Below are 16,619 nucleotides of genomic sequence, written 5' to 3'. Positions count from 1 at the left end.
TTTTATCCCACCGGATTAGTCAGACAGCGGTTCCGGAATCGGCCAGTAGCCGCCACCATACCGTTCGCTGCCGTATGGAAGGCTTATCGTCCCATACACCATCTCCGGGTGCTCCAGACCACTGATCACCAGCTTGGTGCGTGAAACGGTGTAGAGCACATCATCCATAAAGAGAGACCGCAGAACAGAGTCAGGCGATCCCCGGTAATACCCGGACTGTGGCTCTGCGTTGTGCGTCACCGTCCCCTTCAGAACAAAGCCTGTCTCCGGTGTCAGACCATAGACATAGGCACCCTGCCAGTATTTTGTTGAGTATGCATCATATGATCTGCCAGTGACCGGCACCTTCACAATCTCATGCACCGGAAGGACGAGAATGCCCCGCGATGCATCAAAGAGAAACGCCTTGTGGTCGTGCAGTGCTTCAGAGTCTGTGCCCGGAAGGCCTATCTCCACCGTGTCAACCTCGGTGGGGTGGTTCACATCAGAGACATCAAAGAGCGCCATCTTCAGGCCGCCGGTGGTAAACCCGCCCCACTCATTTGCCACCGTCTCCTTGCCGATGCCAATGATATGGGTATCGTCATACGGATGCAGGTAGTCAGAGTAGCCGGGCAGCTTCAGTTCGCCGAGGACAGCAGGCCTCTTTGGGTCTGAAAGGTCGATGACAAAGAACGGGTCCATCTGTTTGAAGGTGACCAGGTAGAGCCGGTCACCGATGAACCGGGCCGCATAGATTCTCTCATCCGGGGCAATGTACTCCAGTTTTCCTGTAATGGCAAGGTCAGGGCCAAGGACATAGACATTGTTGTATTGCACCCGCGTATCCCGCGTCCAGTCGTCGACTGTGGTGGCCACCCTGAGGTTGCCGTTGTATTCGTCCAGAGAGAACTGGTTCAGCAGCGTGCCGGGGAATGTGCCGGTGGCCGCATAGGAAATATCACCGTTTTCCACAGAGAACCGGTGGACCACTGATTGTTCACGGGCATCTGCAGGCACCTCGTTAAACCCGTCCCATCCTCCCCGTGAATATGGCTGCTGCCACTCGTAGGCGATGTAGATATTGTCTTCAGACACATAGAGCGTGGTCCCGTATCCCAGCAAAAATGATTCTGCATCGGTAACCGTCCCGTCACGGATATCAAAGGAGGTCACGGTGGTAAACTGCCAGGCATATCCCGGCATATCCGGCACAGAGACCGGCGGCTGTGCAATGAGCGTGTCACCGTCGCGCACCTCCGGCATATGCAACGTATCACCGTAGCGGGATACCGGTTCACGGGTAAAGAGAAAGACATCATCCCCTTTCATGCGGCCGTCATAATATGTGCCGCTCACCGTCAGATCGCGGACGATTTCCGGTGCTTTCCGGTCACTGACATCATACACACAGACATGCGTTACATCCCGTGTGTTGGGGACGGGGGCCGCACTCCCTTCGGGGTGAATAAAGACAGTTTCACGGACCGATGAAAAGACCGCAAGCCGGTCACCGGAGAGAAAGAGTGCTGAGGGAGTGCCGGAAAGCGGTGTCTCAGATATAATTCCCGCACCGAGGGGTGGATAGGCATTCACAATCACCAGCCGGCCACCGCTGATAAGATATATGTATGTCCCGTCATTTTTGATGAAATCGGCTTCATCAACTCCTGCCACCTGGACATTGGTGGATGAATACTCCTCCGCCTCCCCTGACACGGATGCTGCGCCTTTCCATGCCTGCGGGACCGGCGGCATTGCACCATCTACAGCTGCTTCCTGTGCAGCAAAACGGGAGTTGTCATCCATTATACCCATAAAACCGGTTGTATACCCATTCTCTGCCTGTGGCATGCTGTCCAGATATGCAGCCAGATCGGATGCCGTGGTAAATACCTGCATCCCGGTTCCATTCTCTGTTTCAGGAGGCCGTTCTGCAAGAATCCCTGCACCGATGATTACACAGATAACCACGATACCGGCACCCAGCAGTCCCCGGATTACATTCTCATTCATTTTTTACACCACACTCAGGTATGCCCGAATGTGCTTCTATTGGAGAATGAAGGATAATTAAGTATCTTTGACTTCGAATATTTTTGAACATATAACCGGAAAACAGAAACGTCCGGGACTCGCGGGGGGGGGGATGTGCAAAGAGATGCCCGATTCTCGTTCAGGTGTTACAGTTCAAGTTCAATAATCTCTGCATCGGGAGCGTTTTTTCGAATACTCGCAATACCTTTCATACAGGACGCTTTGGAGGAATACCCCTGACCGATTGCAATGGTCTGCCCATTTGCTGCCTTCAGACGGAACCGATATTCCCCGGAGCGGTCTTTATAAATTTCAAATTTCCCATGAGGCATGTAAACACTACCCCTCATATGGAATATCACTATATAAAGGTTCGCCGAAATTCGGGCCTGCCACAGCAGAAGGCATCATTTTTTCCGGATTGCCATCAGATCTGCACAAAGAGAGTGACCGCTGTAGCGCAGACCGGACCTCTGTATCTTCATCATCCGGTAGCCTGACAGCACAAAGATTATCTGGATACCGCCAGTTATGTGGTGCATGAAAAAATCCATCAGCCCGGTGCCGCTTCTCTGCCCCGGCCCGGTGCTTATCATCTGTACGTATGGAAGTGACGGGCGGCCGGATGCAATGACCGCAGCATGGGGCGGCATATGCTGTTCTGAACCTCCCTGCATCTCGCTCGGTATACAACAGACCCGGTATACCTGGGAAAATATCACAAAACATGGAGAGTTTATGGTCTGTATTCCATCTGAAGCACTCGTCGAAGAGACGGATTTCTTTGGCATTGCTTCAGGAAGAAATCTGGATAAATTTCAGGAAACCGGTCTGACACCGGTAAAAAGCGACATCATTGAAGCCCCGTACATTGAAGAATGCCCGATTGCAATTGCCTGCAGGGCTCGCAACCTGGTGCCCATCGGTTCGCACACCCTTATTGTCGGTGAAATTCTCTCGATACTCGCAGATGAGGATGCCTGCGGGGAAGACGGAATCCCGGATATCAGTCTGGTCCGGCCGCTTCTGTATGATTCACAGAAGAAGACCTATTACAACATCGGGGAACCTGCAGGCAGGGCCTTCTCATCCGGGATGAAGTTCAGGCGGAATGTGTATGAACCCTGATCCAGTACCCCGGTGACCGGGAGTAATGGGACATACCTCCTCAGTATGCGTGTGTCCACATGGCACCAGATCATCTCCCGCCCCTCCCGGCATCCGGGGAGGTGTGCCACAGGGCTCTCTCTCTCTCTCTCACACGGAAGAAGAGGCTACAGGAAAACTGGTGCGGTTTCCCCGGAAAACCTGCCGGATGCATACCAATACTGCCGTATCTTCGTGGATTTCGTCTCTGGGAGGATGAAGAAAATAATCCGCAGGAATGATATGACTTTATACACATTCTGACGCATAATATAGAAGCAGAATCATTCATTTAAGATATACAGGAGAATACAATCATGGGAAAGGGAACAGTAATTCTTGCATTTTCCGGAGGCCTTGACACATCAATCTGTGTACCCCTCCTCAAAGAACAGTATGGGTTTGACACCGTTGTTACCGTTGCAGTCGATGTGGGTCAGCCGGAAAAGGACATCCGGATGGCAACCGAGAAAGGTGAACTCATTGCAGACAAGCACTACACCATAGACATCAAAGAGCGGTTTGTTACAGAACAGCTCTTCCCGTCAATCAAGGCAAACGGTTCATATGAAGGCTATCCGATGGGAACAGCCCTTGCACGCCCGCTTATAGCCGAAGAAATCGTAAAAATCGCCCGGGCAGAAGGGGCGACCACCGTCTCCCACGGCTGTACGGGGAAGGGCAATGACCAGCTGCGGTTTGACTTTATCTTCCGCAAGGCAGGTCTTGATATCATCGCACCAATGCGTGAGATGAACCTGACACGTGAATGGGAGATGGAATATGCTGAAAAGCACGGCATTCCGGTACCCGTCGCAAAGGATAAACCATATTCCGTCGATGAGAACTGCTGGAGCAGGTCCATTGAAGGCGGAAAGCTGGAAGACCCGGCATTTCATCCCCCCGAAGACATCTATGCATGGACCGTATCGGCCTCTGCAGCACCCGATGAACCACGCGAACTGGCGATTGGCTTTGAGAACGGTGTGCCCGTCTCACTGGACGGCGAACGCCTTGACGGGTATGCACTCATCAGGAGACTGAATGATATTGCAGGTGCCTGCGGTGTCGGCAGAAATGACATGATAGAAGACCGGATTTTAGGTATCAAGGCCCGTGAAGTCTATGAACACCCGGCAGCAACGGTGCTTCTGAAAACGCACGCTGACCTTGAACGCCTGGTTCTGACCCGGCAGGAACTGGCATTCAAGTCGATAGTGGATGAAAAATGGTCTGAACTGGGATACATGGGTCTTGTGGATGAACCGCTCTTCCCGGCACTCTCCGCCTTTGTCGACAAGACACAGGAACGGGTCACCGGCACCGTTGACGTCGTGCTCTATAAAGGCAGTGTGACGGTTGTCGGAAGAAGCGCAAAGGAAGCCATCTATTCTGATGATCTCGTATCCTTTGAGAGTACGACAATTGACCAGAATGATGCAGTCGGCTTCTCTGCCTACTATGGTTTCCAGGCCAGATTACTCGCACAGCTCAGAAAATAACTCAAATCTTCTTCTTTTTTCTTTGGTTCACCTGCTGCCCGGTGGTATCGATAAATATAACATCAGATAACCGGAAACGGTCTGTCATGTGTGCCTTTTTCGACCGGTTTAAAAAACCAACACCAAATATTGTTGAGAGCCCCCCTCCGCCGGTGTCTGGACAGGGTGCCGGGCTTCAGAAACCGGAATACCGCGTGAAGCCATATTTTATCGTTGCATCTGTTGAAATGGGCAATACCACCACCAAATGCATCCTGACCGGCACAAACATGGAGACCGGGCGTTCCTATATTATTCATAAAACGGTATCGATGAGCCGTGACGTCCGGCTGCCCAAACCCGGAGAAGAGGTATTTGGTACGACCCTTGTCGGGACGCCTATCACAAAAGAGTCTGTCGCAGAACTCGTCAGGGATACCCTGATTAAATGCCATAAAGACGCAGGACTCTCCATACAGGATGATCTGGACTTTGTGGTGCGCTCAACAGGTGTGGTCGCCGCAATGGATTCCCCTGACCAGGTCGGTGACTTTGTTAAGTCACTGGCAAACGGGTGTCTGATGGCAGGCGTACCGCCAAAGAAGATGACCCCCCCCATGTCAAAAGAGAATCTCCCGAAAAAACTGCAGGCATTCAGTTTTGCAGACAAAGTAACCTTCTGCGGTACGGTGGCAGGCGTCACTCCCCCCATCGGTTCATCAGGAGTTGAACTGGTTGCAAACGAGATGGAGGGGGAACTCGCGATGGCAGGAATGAAGGAAGGTGCAAAATGGACCTCTGTTGACTTCAGAAATCCCTGTCTCTCCATTGATTTCGGCACCACTCTGGACGGCAGAATCACCGGTTACGTCGATCCAAAGGCCGAATATCCCTTTGCGCGGACCATCGGCAATTTCTGCGGTCTTGCAGGCGCCATCCCCGACGCAATCGTCCGCGGCACCGGGCTGGTAGAGGAAGGGAAGGGAACGGCCCTTGACCTCTTTGGAGAAAAGAGCATTGTAGGTGGTCTCTCCAGGAAAAAGACCGCGATAGTCCTGGAATATGAGAGACAGATCCATGAAAATATTGACATCCGGATTGTCCCACCTGATCGCAACCACTTCGGCAAGGTGCCGGTCTGTGCTGACATTGCCATGAAATCCGGCATCGCGATGATCGGCTGTGACTGCGGCAGAGATTACAGCGGAGAAGACATACTGGAAGAAATTGGGGCAGATATATATAGAAATCATGGGAAAGATGTCCTTACACAGATTATCGACCATGTCTGTGCACGAATGGCCCTGCGCCTCGTGGATGTCGCAGCAGAAGAGAATCTGATACCCCCGAACGCATCCATCGGATTCACCGGGCGGGCAGCGATATCCGGCAGAAAGCCGGAGATCATTATGGAAGGGATCACAGCACGTGGTCTCTTTGAAAAACCTGATGACCATGTCATCTTTGTTGATGACGGTCTGGCACGCGGTGCGGCACTTATGGGACGCTGCATGCTCTCCCTCGGGAAACCCAAAGAACCAATTGGGGGAGTACGCGGCGGGCCGTGTATCATGAACAGACGCATGAAGATTGGAAAGTGAATGGAAAAATACCATGACAGACGATAAATTTGACCTTATCATACCTCCGGGCGTTCCCCGCAGCATGATCTATGAAATTAAAGAACAGTATGACGTTGAAGTGGTCATGAGAAAACGGCAGCTCTACTTTGCAAACATGGAAGGGGACACCCGGGAACTGCTTGCCTTCCGTGGTACACGGGAAGTCGTCGAAAAAGTGCAGGAAGACCTTTATAACCGGCTGGAAGCCTATATATCAGGGACCGACTGAGTATTTTTTTTAAAACAAATTCCAAAACCCTATTATTCTGCATCCCGAATACTCTGTTCATAATGGTGTGGGTAAAGTCTATCGAAAATAATTATGTCAACGTCGACGCCATCATCTCAATCACCTTTGACACGAAGTGCAATGCATTTGTGGCAGTAGTCGGCCACCGTGATGTCAGGCTTCAGCACAAGATATACCAGCATAAGGCACTGGAAAACATTCTGCAGGGCACGTCACCCAGGGGGGATGATGAAATCCTGGAAGATATGATCCTGATCATTGAGGATGCAAAAAAAAGCGGTGACTGGCCGATTATTGATTTTATGAAGCTGCTGGATTATTAACCAAAGAACTGTTACTCAGAGAAGCATCATGATGAGTGCCTTTTGAGCATGTAAACGGTTCTCAGCCTGATTCCATATGAGTGAGGACGGCCCGTCCATCACTGCACCGGAGATCTCCTCTCCCCGATGGGCAGGCAGACAGTGCATCACCTTTGCATGGTCAGCGGCTTTCTGCATCAGTGCCTTGTCCACAGTGAACCCCGCAAAGGCGCGAAGCCGTTTATCATGTTCGCCTTCACTCCCCATTGAAACCCAGGTATCTGTATATATGACATCCGCACCTGACGCTGCCTCTTCAGGAGATGTATATACTTCATACCGCACTCCCGCACGATCTGCCTCATGCAGTATCTCCTCTTTCGGCTGAAATCCGTCCGGGGATGCAACTGCCAGTTCATAGCCTGCCATCGGTGCTGCGAGGAGAAGGGAGTTACAGACATTATTGCTGTCACCGATGTAGGCCACCCGGAGGCCTTCAGTTGTTTTGAACTCCTCTTTCATCGTCATAATGTCTGCCAGGATCTGACAGGGGTGCTCGCGGTCAGACAGGCCGTTTATGACCGGAATATCAGCATACTTTGCCAGTTCAACTGCCGTCTCATGCCGGTAGGAACGGATCATGATGAGGGAGAGATACCGTGAGAGAACACGGGCGGTGTCCCGCACCTCTTCCCCACGACCCAGCTGCATATCATTCGGGTTCAGAAAAAGGGCATGCCCTCCCAGTTCAAACATCCCCACTTCAAAGGATATGCGCGTCCGGGTGGACGCCTTCTCAAAGATCATACCCAATGTGTTCTTCCGGGGAAGAGCATGATCAGTACCTGCATTGCGCAGGGCTTTGAGATGGATAGCCTGATCCACAACCTTATGCAGTTCAGTGCGGGAGAGATCCCGGATGGAGAGGACATCGCGTTTCATCTGATATCCCTCATGTGGGAAATCCGCTTCTCAAGGACTTCCAGGGTACCGATATCGCGGCGGTAGCGGACAGCACCTGTTACCGACTCTGCGGCCTGCTGTGCCTGCATCTCAGCCTCTGCAAGGCTGTCACCGAGGCCGACAAACGCAAGAGTCCGGGACGTCTGGGTATAATAGACGCCCTCTTTAAGGGAAATATTTGCAAAAAATAGTTTCGCATCCCCATAATCACCAATGCTGAGGCGCTGCCCATTCTGCGGCGCGTCAGGATAGCCTTCCGGCACCAGATATTTACAGACCGATGCCTGCTGTGCAAAGGAGACGTCAGCCGGTGTAAGTGTGCCCGCTGCCATTTTGACAAGTATCTCTGCAAAGTCAGATGTCAGAAGCGCAAGCAGGTTCATCGCCTCGGGGTCACCAAACCGTGCATTGAACTCAATCACCTTTGGCCCGTCTGTTGTATTCATGAACTGACCATACAGGAAACCGACATAGGGGAGACCTTCTGCATTCAGCGCAGCAATGACCTTCTCCATAATGGCAAATGCCCGATTCCGGTCTGCATCAGTGACAAACGGGAACGAATGATCTTCCATGGAGTACGATCCCATTCCACCGGTGTTTGGACCGACATCCCCTTCATACGCTCGTTTGTGGTCCTGGACAAGGGGCATTGGCACAAGATGCGTGCCGTCAACGAACGCCATCAGGGTGAACTCTTCTCCGATGAGCCGCTCTTCGAGTACCACCTCTCCTCCAATCTCACGGATGTAGGCCTTTGCACCCGCGCAGTCGAGGTGTTCACCCATTATTTTCACCCCTTTGCCACCGGTCAGGCCAATCGGCTTTATGGCAAGGTCTGCATCATGTGCATCAATATACCTGCATGCCTCCCCGGGGTCATGGAATGCCTGATATCCCGGACAACCCTCAATCCCATGGTCGCGCATCAGGTTCCGGCAGAACTCCTTGTCTGTCTCAAGCCGTGCGGCTTCCTTTTGTGGACCAATGCAGGAGATGCCGCGGGCAGTCAGTTCATTGGCGAGGCCTGCCTCCAGAGGTGCCTCAGGACCGATAACCGCGTATTCAATCCCATGCGCCTCTGCATAGTCAGCAACCCGGTGGATGTCCGTCTCTGTACAGATGTACACATCTGCAGAGAGTGCAGCGATACCGGGGTTTTCCTTCCTCATTACAGAATAGATTTCAACGTTGCTGCTGCGTGAAAGGGCATCAGCCAGCGCATGCTCTCTGCCACCTCCACCCACAACAAGAATTTTCATACCTATCATTGCATAGCAGACTGCTAAAAGGTTATTATTGACGGAGAAGGTCAGAGACACGGACGAGCGGGACCAGGGTCACTCCGGCATCAGCCAGACGGGCGGATGCCCCCTGTTCACGATCCACAACGGTCACGACAGTCTCGACCACTGCACCGGCAGCACGCAGTGCACCGATGCCGTAGATGACACTGCCACCGGAGGTTGTCACATCCTCCACCAGCAACACATGCTTCCCTTTCACATCACCAATGATGGTGCCGCCGACGCCATACTCCTTCTCCCCCTTGCGTATGATGGCATAGGGTTTGTCGGACGCCAGGGATGCGGCCACTGCAATGGGCACCGCACCGACCGCAACACCCGCGACACAGTCAAATGATTCCTGCTCTGATATGGCACAGCCGATTGCCGCAAGCAGTGCGGGCTGGGTCGCTGCCTCTTTTATGTCAATATAATACGAACTCTTTGCTCCGGAAGCGAGCGTAAACTCACCGAACTGTATTGCCCCGTATTTTATCAGGGATTCTTTCACTGCATTATCTACCATGGTACGTCTTTCACTCCTATGAGATAGCCAATAATATTTGCTCCGCGATGCAGAAGCGGAGTCAGGATGATGATCCAGACCAGTATGAGAGGGGTGATAGTGGAGATGACCCACTCAAAGTTAACGATCAAAAGCAGGGCAAATGCCCCGAAAACGAGATCATACTGATCGGCAATCAGCCATTCCTCTCCGCGGGTCTTGTTGAGACGCCGTTTGGCAAAACTCTTCACCATATCCCCCAGGAGCGCGCCTGCGGCAAGGCAGACCACCACCGGGGGTGTCAGAAGCGAGAGGCCAAGGCAGGGCTCAGCTGCCACCTGAATCATCCCGATACAGATTCCGGACATTACACCGCCAAAAAGACCCCGCCAGGTCTTTCCATCGCCCAGCATTCGTCTCCCGTCACGCCAGTTCCTCCCGCCGTCAATCGGTCTTCCGCCGCCGAACACAGCAGCCGCCGAATTCGGGACATAGGCAGGAATCATAATCCAGAAAGCGAGGAGTAAAGGAAACAGAATGTCATATATACCGATGCCAATACCTCCCCGGAAGTACAAGAATATAAGACTGAAAGAGATCATTAATGTATCGGATCTCTGTTAAACACAGAAATTGTCTGAAAAACAATCCTTAATACAGACGGGATGGATAATAGAGAATGTTGGTTAATTTTAAATAAATGATAACCCAGTGTGATGTTCAATGGTGGCATTAAAACAAACAACAAGCCTGTGCCCGAAATGCGGGGCAATCCTGCCGGCAGATGTAATAGAAGAGGATGGAATGATATACATCGTGCGGGAATGTCCTGAACATGGCGTCAGTAAAGATCTCTACTGGTCCGATGCAGAGATGTATAAGAAATTTGATCTCTTCGAGGGAATAGGACCTGGCATCGACAATCCTCAGAAAGAAGCGGCAGACGGGTGTCCGCTGGACTGCGGCCTGTGCAGCAACCATAAATCAGGGACCCTGCTTGCAAATATTGACCTGACAAACCGCTGCAACCTTGCCTGTGATTTCTGTTTTGCAAACGCCCATGCCTGCGGCTATGTCTATGAACCATCCTTTGATGAGGTGACGAGCATGCTGCAGATGCTGCGGGACCAGAAACCGGTGCCGGCTCCGGCGGTGCAGTTCTCCGGTGGCGAACCTACCATGCGGGATGATCTCTTTGCAATTATTAAAAAAGCAAGAGAGATGGGATTCAGCCAGATACAGATTGCCACAAACGGTATCAAAATAGCACAGAACCCGCAGTACGCAGCAGATCTTGCTGAAGCAGGAACGAGCACCCTCTATCTGCATTTTGACGGGGTCACCCGACAGACGAATCCACTTATAAAAATAAGCAAAAAAGTAATTGAACACTGCAGGAAAGCAAATCTGGGGGTTGTGCTGGTACCGACCATCATCAACGGCAGAAATGATCACGAAGTCGGAGACATCATACGGTTTGCAGCAGACAATGTCGATGTTGTCCGTGGCGTAAATTATCAGCCGGTGGCATTCACCGGTGCTGCCTCGGCAGAGAATGTGGCAAAGGAACGGGTGACCATCCCCGACCTTGTCGAGAGAATCGAGGAACAGACAGGGGGGGTAATTAAAAAGGATTACTTCTACCCGGTGCCCTGTGTGCTGCCACTCTCTGATCTGATCGAGACCTATACCGGTGAGCCACAGGTGAGGTTCACCACCCACCAGCACTGCGGGGCTGCCACCTATGGGTTTGTCACAGAAGATGGAATTATTCCGATTAATGAAATGATTGATGTGGACGAATTCTTTGATGCCGTCAGACATATGGAAGAGAAACTGAACCACGGTGACGGGTCACTGAACAAGTACAAGACCCTCATCGAAGGCATCAATGACATGAGAGTCTCTCTCAAAGACAACAAAGTCAGCAGCAACACCCTTTTCTGGAAAATAATCGCACAGACTCTTGTCAAGCATGATTTTGCGGCACTGCGAAAGTTCCACCTGAATGCTCTTTTTATAGGCACCATGCATTTCATGGATAACTTCAATTACGACACGGCACGTGTGCAGCGCTGCTGTATCCATTATGCCACCCCGGACGGGACACTTATTCCCTTCTGCACCTACAACAGCGGTCCTGTATACCGGGAAGAAATATGGCAAAGATATGCACAGCCCATCGTCACAACAGATGAAATTGTTGATCCTGACACCATCATCTAAAGAAACAGGCGCCACACAAGGACGAAAAAACTCTTTTTTTTCTATCACACGGACTACACCGATGATATACATTGTTCCAAAACCAACCGACACGCCGGAAGACAACTCCACCGGGATGGTCATTCGCGCACTGAAAGAGCGGGATTACCCGTATGCACTGCTTGATCTGGACACGACAGACCCCTTCTCACATGAAATTTCAGGAGAAACGGTCTGGGTCTGCGGCATCAGACAGGACGGAGTCCAGTTTGAAGTCATCAGCGCTCTTGGGCTTACAAACAGAATGGTTAACGACCCGTACGCAATTGCAGTGTGTGCAAGCAAGGCACAGACCACCGCCCGTCTGCTGGCGGCAGGTGTCCCGACACCAAAGACCATATTCACCGGTTCACTCACTGAGGCAGAGCGGTTTCTTTCCCGTCATAAAATGGCAGTCTACAAACCCCTCTACGGGTATGACGGGAATGGAATATTCCCGTTCACCGACACAAGTGAACTCCCTGAAGGGCCATATTATCTTCAGGAATACATAGAAAATGACCGTGATTATCGGGTATTTGTTATTGACGGCGTTGCTGTCGGTGCCATTGTCCGTGTCTCTGACACCTTTGCCCACAATATCCACCAGGGCGGGACAGGGGCTGCACTGATGGATTTGCCGGATGCGATGAAAGAGGTTGCAGGAGCTGCTGCCCGGGCAGTCGGAATTGACTACTGCGGTGTCGATCTGCTGGAACGGGGCAACAGCTATACAGTTCTTGAAGTCAACGGCACGCCGAACTGGCACTGTATGGAAGCACCCATACCCGCCCTTCTCGCAGAATACCTCATTGGAGAAGATATAAAAAAATAACTGATTCAGGAGAGAGAATCAATCTCTTTTTCCGTCCGCTGTGCCAGTTCACGCATGCGTGCAGCGATACGGTTCGGAGCTGAATGTTCATTGTCTTTCATAATCTCTGCAATCTCCTGGCCGAGAATAAAGATTGCGTGTTTATGCTCCATTTTGCTTTTATGAACCTGACTGGGATCAATTTTCAGGGCGTAATATTCCGAAAAATCATTCTCAGGATTATCTTCCTCGAAACTGTCCCGAATCTCTGCCATAATCTTGTGGAGCCTGATTAACTCTTCCTTGTGCACTTGTCTCTCACTCACCCGTCCAATCTTACTGATGCATCACAAAGAAATCATCCATGAAGGGATGACTTTCTGCCACCGGTCATGTAGTATACTGTATCTCTGTTTATGCATTTAAGGTATTGGAGCATGACAAAAAAAGGACAGAACCGGCAGATTAAGCCAATTCAACAATAAATGACCCGTGATCAGGAGATTTTTATCAGTTTCATGGACACCGGCTTTTTAACAATCCCGGAAAAATCCGGTGCTGCAATGTATTCCAGATCAGCAGAAAACGCATAATCAACGATCTTCTGATCCACCATCCGGTCAATGATCAGGCCATGCCCGTCAGGAGGTATGTGCATGAGCAGATCATCAACGAGATCCGCATCTGATTCTTTAAGAATATCCCGTTTTTCCGAGAGAATCCGGGCAGTATGTTTTTCTTTTACCTCTGCCATATGCCACTCCATGGACCCTGGCTGTTTCTGGATTCGCACCTCTTCCCTGTGCCTGCGTGCCCGTTCCCGCGTGCCCGAATCGATCATATCCATCCTGTGATGCAGTTCAGGGATGTCCACCTCACCGTCTTTATTGCTGATATATTAACCGGTATCTTGTTACGCAGAGGTTTGATGATCTCTTTTCTGGACATATCCTCCACAGACCTGCCCCGCGGACTGATGGCGACAAAATCAATTTCTGCCACCTGCACCAGTTCACTGAGAATCAGGTCGCCGCCCCGGTCACCATCGACAAATGCCGTTGCCGTCTTCTGGCTGCAGAGACTGATAATTGTTTCCGGAACATTGGTTCCTTCAACTGCAATCGCATTCTTTATCCCATATTTCAGGAGATTGATGACGTCCGCGCGCCCCTCGACCACAATAATGGCATCGGAACCCGGCGCATTGGGACCTGCAGGCAGTTTCTCCTCACCTACTTCGATTATTTTCTCTATACGTGAGGACTCCCGGACAGAGTCCATAATCTCATTTGTGTTAATAGACCCTTCATCAAATGATTCAATTAAGAGTTCCTTGGCACGGCTGATGATTTTCTGGCGTTTCGTGACCCTGATATCTTCGATACGGTCAACATTTACCCGTGCAAAACAGGGTCCGACACGGTCAATGGTCTCCAGGGATGCCGCGACAATGGCAGTCTCGGCCTTGTCAAGGGATGAGGCCATGTGGATATCCCCCTTCGTATCACCTTTTACGCTCGCTATCTGGACGTCTATCCGTCCCATCCTGCCGGTGCGCTGAAGCTCACGGAGGTCAAGTTCCTCTCCCAACAAGCCTTCCGTCTGGCCAAAGATGGCGCCGACAACATCAGACTTCTGCACCACCCCCTCTGCTTCGAGCTTCATGTGTATGAGATACTTTGTTGTATCCTGTGAATGCATTGAATAATCCTCCGAATAATAATGAAAATGCCATGTCTGCGTAGTCCTGCGGTAGCGACTGCGTCAGCATATTTGTAATTACTGTCCGCCGCTATATAAATGAATTGAAATCTGATACAAAGATGTGTCACGCAGATGGTCGATACTGTGTATGTAGTCCGTATGGGTCAGAAAAATACTTCAGATAAATGAGACCAGAGAAAGGAACCACCGGATCAGGTAATGTTCGGGCCCGCGCACACAACCATCCCACATCAGCTAAAGACGGTTGTCCAGAGTCTTCACGAGCGCAGCTTTGTCCATGCCTGTAATACAGACCCGTTTCACAGACGACGTCTGGCCGCTGACGATGGTGACGGACGACTTTGGGATACCAAGAACAGATGAAACAAGTTTTACAATCGCTTTATTCGCTTTACCTTCAACAGGCGGCGCACGAATACTGCATCCGACAGCAGAACGCCAGACATTTACTCCCGCGGGAAATGCGTCCCTTTTGGCACCTGCATGCACATCAAGCATGCAATAGACACAGCCATCCCCGTTCTCCATGGCACATGCTGCTGATGTCATAAAAATCAAATATATGTAAATTGTGACCTGACATTAACAAACATGGATCATATGTGGCATGCGCCGTCCATCACCTGTTCTAAACCCATTGTCAGGCCGCCTGTTGCACACCTGGGTTGTCCCATGGATCATATCCAGAACTTTGCCAATCGATCACCCGGGGACCTATTGATGTGCAGTGTGTCAGCTAACTATTATTCTGCCTGTGTGCACTTATAACCTCTGCCGGGTAGCCACAGGTCGTCTCTACGGGAAAATTCGTTGCGCCGGTAGGAGAGGTGGCCGCCAACGCACGTGATACCGGGAAATACCCCCTGCATTCCTTCATAGGGTGTCCAGCCGGCGCGGGAATGGAGCAGGTCTGCCGTGATAGTCTCGGTCTTTTGCCGGGGATAGAGGGCCAGGTCTGCGGGAGCGCCGGGCAACAGTGTTGATACGGGGATGCCCAGCAGATGTGCAGGTGTATACACCACCTTCTCGAGGAGCGAGGAGAGGGCAATTCTGCCCCGGTATACCTGTGCCAAAAGGAGCGGCACCAGCGTTTCTACGCCCGGAATGCCGGAGGGCGCCGCAGAAAACGGCTGCGACTTCTCCTCTGCGGTATGGGGCGCATGGTCGGATGCAATGACAGGTATGGCATCCCACATCTCCCAGAGCGCCTTGCGGGTCTTTTCATAACGAACAGGCGGGTTTACCTTGCAGCACCCCTCCGGAACCGTGCCGTGCTCTTCAATGGAGAGAAAGAGGTGGTGGGGCATCACCTCAAAGGATGCCGGCAGAGCCGTCATGGCCGCCGCCGCACTCAGAGGGGAGGAGAGATGGCAGAAATGGGCGGACAAACCCGGGGGGAATTGTGCTGCCACCATCTCCATACATGTTGTTTCACCCTCCTCCGGGCGGAGCGCTGCATGCGCTGCAAGTGAGGTGTCATCCCCGGGGAGCACATCCTCACAGTGAAGCGTGACAAGCGCGCCCAGGTCTGCAATAACGGGGAATACCTGTGCAAGCTCTTTGGGAGAGACGGCACCTCCATAACTGGAGGCGGCAGCGAAGGTCTCGCCAAAGGCGAGGGCGCCTGCCTCCCAGAGGCCGGTGATATCCGATTCGCCCGAGACATACCCGTTTATTCCAAACCGGCAGTATGCATCCCGCGTGGCCTCTGCCACACGTGCCCCGAATGCATCGGTGCCGGTCAGGGGCGGGATGGTATTCGGCTGGTCGACGACCGCAGTCACTCCCCCTGCAAGCGCACTCTGTGACCCGGACACCCAGTCCTCCTTGTATCCCTGTGTTGCCCCGCCCCGCATATGCACATGCATATCAACAGCACCGGGGAGACAGAGTTGGCCTGTGCAGTCAATCGTCTGGTCGGCCCGGCGGGCAGCCCCGACATGAATTATTTTGCCGCCCGCAATGGAGATGTCCGCCACTCTCCCGTCAGGCAAAAGTGCCCCTTTCAGCACCAGTTCAGCGTCAGAAGACATTATTTATACTCTGGTTGTTCTCATAAGTCATTGTTCCTCATTCAGGGGCACGCAGGATATCTTTTTTTTCTGCATACCATACTTCTGCAAAATGGTGCGGGTAATACCGGAGTTTTGCCTCCCTGAGACCGGGCACCCCGAGGTCTGATTCACGGTTGATGAAGGCATATCCCTTATGTTCTTCAAGGTAGCGGGCCGTCTCCTGGTTGATCACCTTGTAATTGCCTTCACG

Annotated in this window: 20 protein-coding genes and 1 pseudogene; 8 read left to right on the top strand and 13 right to left on the bottom strand. The window is 51.8% G+C overall.

Features of this window, described 5'->3' with window-relative positions; translation table 11 throughout:
* Nucleotides 1-15 precede the first annotated feature (15 nt).
* From MKMG_RS00370 to MKMG_RS11625, 3 genes are all read right to left on the bottom strand, one after another.
* Nucleotides 16-1,995: a beta-propeller domain-containing protein gene (locus MKMG_RS00370; RefSeq protein WP_165074294.1), complete on the bottom strand. Its 1,980-nt coding sequence runs from the start codon at nt 1,993-1,995 to the stop codon at nt 16-18.
* A 167-nt stretch (nt 1,996-2,162) separates the two neighbouring features.
* Nucleotides 2,163-2,348, bottom strand: coding sequence for a YegP family protein (locus tag MKMG_RS00365; RefSeq protein WP_062398771.1), 186 nt, complete (start codon nt 2,346-2,348; stop codon nt 2,163-2,165).
* 75 nt (nt 2,349-2,423) lie between these two features.
* Complete coding sequence (locus MKMG_RS11625; protein WP_256366045.1) at nt 2,424-2,558, bottom strand: hypothetical protein; 135 nt, start codon at nt 2,556-2,558, stop codon at nt 2,424-2,426.
* On the opposite strand from MKMG_RS11625, the gene MKMG_RS00360 reads away from it, so the two are divergent.
* The 6 genes from MKMG_RS00360 (at nt 2,557) to MKMG_RS00335 (ending at nt 6,838) form a co-directional block, all read left to right on the top strand.
* Entirely contained in the window at nt 2,557-3,144 is a 588-nt protein-coding gene (locus MKMG_RS00360) for a flavin reductase family protein (RefSeq protein ID WP_254059026.1), read from the top strand. The genes MKMG_RS11625 and MKMG_RS00360 overlap by 2 nt on opposite strands.
* Nucleotides 3,145-3,203: 59 nt before the next feature.
* Nucleotides 3,204-3,404 carry a hypothetical protein gene (locus MKMG_RS00355; RefSeq protein ID WP_165074290.1) on the top strand — a complete coding sequence of 67 codons (201 nt, stop codon included), beginning with the start codon at nt 3,204-3,206 and terminating at the stop codon, nt 3,402-3,404.
* Nucleotides 3,405-3,479: 75 nt separating this feature from the next.
* Nucleotides 3,480-4,664, top strand: a complete 1,185-nt coding sequence (locus MKMG_RS00350; RefSeq protein WP_165074288.1) for an argininosuccinate synthase — start codon at nt 3,480-3,482, stop codon at nt 4,662-4,664.
* 86 nt (nt 4,665-4,750) lie between these two features.
* Nucleotides 4,751-6,244, top strand: a complete 1,494-nt coding sequence (locus MKMG_RS00345; protein ID WP_165074286.1) for a methanogenesis marker 14 protein — start codon at nt 4,751-4,753, stop codon at nt 6,242-6,244.
* A gap of 13 nt (nt 6,245-6,257) precedes the next feature.
* On the top strand, nt 6,258-6,494 hold the full coding sequence (locus MKMG_RS00340; protein ID WP_165074284.1) for a hypothetical protein: 237 nt from the start codon (nt 6,258-6,260) through the stop codon (nt 6,492-6,494).
* A 62-nt stretch (nt 6,495-6,556) separates the two neighbouring features.
* Nucleotides 6,557-6,838, top strand: coding sequence for a hypothetical protein (locus MKMG_RS00335; protein WP_165074282.1), 282 nt, complete (start codon nt 6,557-6,559; stop codon nt 6,836-6,838).
* 15 nt (nt 6,839-6,853) lie between these two features.
* Here the strand turns inward: MKMG_RS00335 and argF are convergent, their stop codons facing one another.
* From argF to MKMG_RS00315, 4 genes are read right to left on the bottom strand one after another with little or no spacing between them, the layout of a single operon-like run.
* Nucleotides 6,854-7,759 carry an ornithine carbamoyltransferase gene (gene argF, locus MKMG_RS00330; RefSeq protein ID WP_165074280.1) on the bottom strand — a complete coding sequence of 302 codons (906 nt, stop codon included), beginning with the start codon at nt 7,757-7,759 and terminating at the stop codon, nt 6,854-6,856.
* Nucleotides 7,756-9,042 carry a phosphoribosylamine--glycine ligase gene (purD, locus tag MKMG_RS00325; RefSeq protein WP_165074278.1) on the bottom strand — a complete coding sequence of 429 codons (1,287 nt, stop codon included), beginning with the start codon at nt 9,040-9,042 and terminating at the stop codon, nt 7,756-7,758. Before purD ends, argF begins: the two co-directional genes overlap by 4 nt.
* 34 nt (nt 9,043-9,076) lie before the next feature.
* Nucleotides 9,077-9,592 (bottom strand): orotate phosphoribosyltransferase, encoded by a 516-nt coding sequence (pyrE, locus tag MKMG_RS00320; RefSeq protein WP_165074276.1) that lies wholly within the window; start codon nt 9,590-9,592, stop codon nt 9,077-9,079.
* Complete coding sequence (locus tag MKMG_RS00315) at nt 9,586-10,077, bottom strand: CDP-2,3-bis-(O-geranylgeranyl)-sn-glycerol synthase (protein WP_254059025.1); 492 nt, start codon at nt 10,075-10,077, stop codon at nt 9,586-9,588. Before MKMG_RS00315 ends, pyrE begins: the two co-directional genes overlap by 7 nt.
* 217 nt (nt 10,078-10,294) lie before the next feature.
* On the opposite strand from MKMG_RS00315, the gene tes reads away from it, so the two are divergent.
* Nucleotides 10,295-11,797 carry a tetraether lipid synthase Tes gene (gene tes, locus MKMG_RS00310; RefSeq protein WP_254059024.1) on the top strand — a complete coding sequence of 501 codons (1,503 nt, stop codon included), beginning with the start codon at nt 10,295-10,297 and terminating at the stop codon, nt 11,795-11,797.
* Nucleotides 11,798-11,858: 61 nt separating this feature from the next.
* Complete coding sequence (locus MKMG_RS00305; protein ID WP_165074272.1) at nt 11,859-12,650, top strand: RimK family alpha-L-glutamate ligase; 792 nt, start codon at nt 11,859-11,861, stop codon at nt 12,648-12,650.
* 5 nt (nt 12,651-12,655) lie between these two features.
* On the opposite strand, the gene MKMG_RS00300 is transcribed toward MKMG_RS00305, so the two are convergent.
* From MKMG_RS00300 to MKMG_RS00275, 6 genes and pseudogenes are all read right to left on the bottom strand, one after another.
* Entirely contained in the window at nt 12,656-12,955 is a 300-nt protein-coding gene (locus MKMG_RS00300) for a UPF0058 family protein (protein ID WP_371415175.1), read from the bottom strand.
* A gap of 170 nt (nt 12,956-13,125) precedes the next feature.
* Nucleotides 13,126-13,470, bottom strand: a complete 345-nt coding sequence (locus MKMG_RS00295; protein WP_165074270.1) for a hypothetical protein — start codon at nt 13,468-13,470, stop codon at nt 13,126-13,128.
* A complete protein-coding gene (dnaG, locus tag MKMG_RS00290) occupies nt 13,467-14,330 on the bottom strand; it encodes a DNA primase DnaG (protein WP_165074268.1) in 864 nt (287 codons plus the stop codon). The genes MKMG_RS00295 and dnaG overlap by 4 nt, the downstream gene beginning before the upstream one ends.
* Before the next feature lie 258 nt (nt 14,331-14,588).
* Nucleotides 14,589-14,903 carry a DUF167 domain-containing protein gene (locus MKMG_RS00285; protein ID WP_165074266.1) on the bottom strand — a complete coding sequence of 105 codons (315 nt, stop codon included), beginning with the start codon at nt 14,901-14,903 and terminating at the stop codon, nt 14,589-14,591.
* 194 nt (nt 14,904-15,097) lie between these two features.
* Nucleotides 15,098-16,387, bottom strand: coding sequence for an amidohydrolase family protein (locus MKMG_RS00280; RefSeq protein ID WP_165074264.1), 1,290 nt, complete (start codon nt 16,385-16,387; stop codon nt 15,098-15,100).
* Nucleotides 16,388-16,424: 37 nt separating this feature from the next.
* A pseudogene (locus MKMG_RS00275) lies at nt 16,425-16,604 on the bottom strand (hypothetical protein); the annotation flags it as partial.
* Nucleotides 16,605-16,619 lie beyond the last annotated feature (15 nt).

Source organism: Methanogenium sp. MK-MG (assembly GCF_009914725.1).
In the GTDB taxonomy this organism is placed as follows: Archaea; Halobacteriota; Methanomicrobia; order Methanomicrobiales; family Methanomicrobiaceae; genus Methanogenium.
This window is presented reverse-complemented; position numbering and strand designations above follow the sequence as displayed.

Coding starts and splice junctions, on each gene's coding strand:
- MKMG_RS00370 (WP_165074294.1), bottom strand. CDS start 1,995: ATGAATGAGAATGTAATCCGGGGACTGCTGGGTGCCGGTATCGTGGTT.
- MKMG_RS00365 (WP_062398771.1), bottom strand. CDS start 2,348: ATGCCTCATGGGAAATTTGAAATTTATAAAGACCGCTCCGGGGAATAT.
- MKMG_RS00360 (WP_254059026.1), top strand. CDS start 2,557: ATGAAAAAATCCATCAGCCCGGTGCCGCTTCTCTGCCCCGGCCCGGTG.
- MKMG_RS11625 (WP_256366045.1), bottom strand. CDS start 2,558: ATGCACCACATAACTGGCGGTATCCAGATAATCTTTGTGCTGTCAGGC.
- MKMG_RS00355 (WP_165074290.1), top strand. CDS start 3,204: ATGGCACCAGATCATCTCCCGCCCCTCCCGGCATCCGGGGAGGTGTGC.
- MKMG_RS00350 (WP_165074288.1), top strand. CDS start 3,480: ATGGGAAAGGGAACAGTAATTCTTGCATTTTCCGGAGGCCTTGACACA.
- MKMG_RS00345 (WP_165074286.1), top strand. CDS start 4,751: ATGTGTGCCTTTTTCGACCGGTTTAAAAAACCAACACCAAATATTGTT.
- MKMG_RS00340 (WP_165074284.1), top strand. CDS start 6,258: ATGACAGACGATAAATTTGACCTTATCATACCTCCGGGCGTTCCCCGC.
- MKMG_RS00335 (WP_165074282.1), top strand. CDS start 6,557: ATGGTGTGGGTAAAGTCTATCGAAAATAATTATGTCAACGTCGACGCC.
- argF (WP_165074280.1), bottom strand. CDS start 7,759: ATGAAACGCGATGTCCTCTCCATCCGGGATCTCTCCCGCACTGAACTG.
- purD (WP_165074278.1), bottom strand. CDS start 9,042: ATGAAAATTCTTGTTGTGGGTGGAGGTGGCAGAGAGCATGCGCTGGCT.
- pyrE (WP_165074276.1), bottom strand. CDS start 9,592: ATGGTAGATAATGCAGTGAAAGAATCCCTGATAAAATACGGGGCAATA.
- MKMG_RS00315 (WP_254059025.1), bottom strand. CDS start 10,077: ATGATTCCTGCCTATGTCCCGAATTCGGCGGCTGCTGTGTTCGGCGGC.
- tes (WP_254059024.1), top strand. CDS start 10,295: ATGGTGGCATTAAAACAAACAACAAGCCTGTGCCCGAAATGCGGGGCA.
- MKMG_RS00305 (WP_165074272.1), top strand. CDS start 11,859: ATGATATACATTGTTCCAAAACCAACCGACACGCCGGAAGACAACTCC.
- MKMG_RS00295 (WP_165074270.1), bottom strand. CDS start 13,470: ATGATCGATTCGGGCACGCGGGAACGGGCACGCAGGCACAGGGAAGAG.
- dnaG (WP_165074268.1), bottom strand. CDS start 14,330: ATGCATTCACAGGATACAACAAAGTATCTCATACACATGAAGCTCGAA.
- MKMG_RS00285 (WP_165074266.1), bottom strand. CDS start 14,903: ATGACATCAGCAGCATGTGCCATGGAGAACGGGGATGGCTGTGTCTAT.
- MKMG_RS00280 (WP_165074264.1), bottom strand. CDS start 16,387: ATGTCTTCTGACGCTGAACTGGTGCTGAAAGGGGCACTTTTGCCTGAC.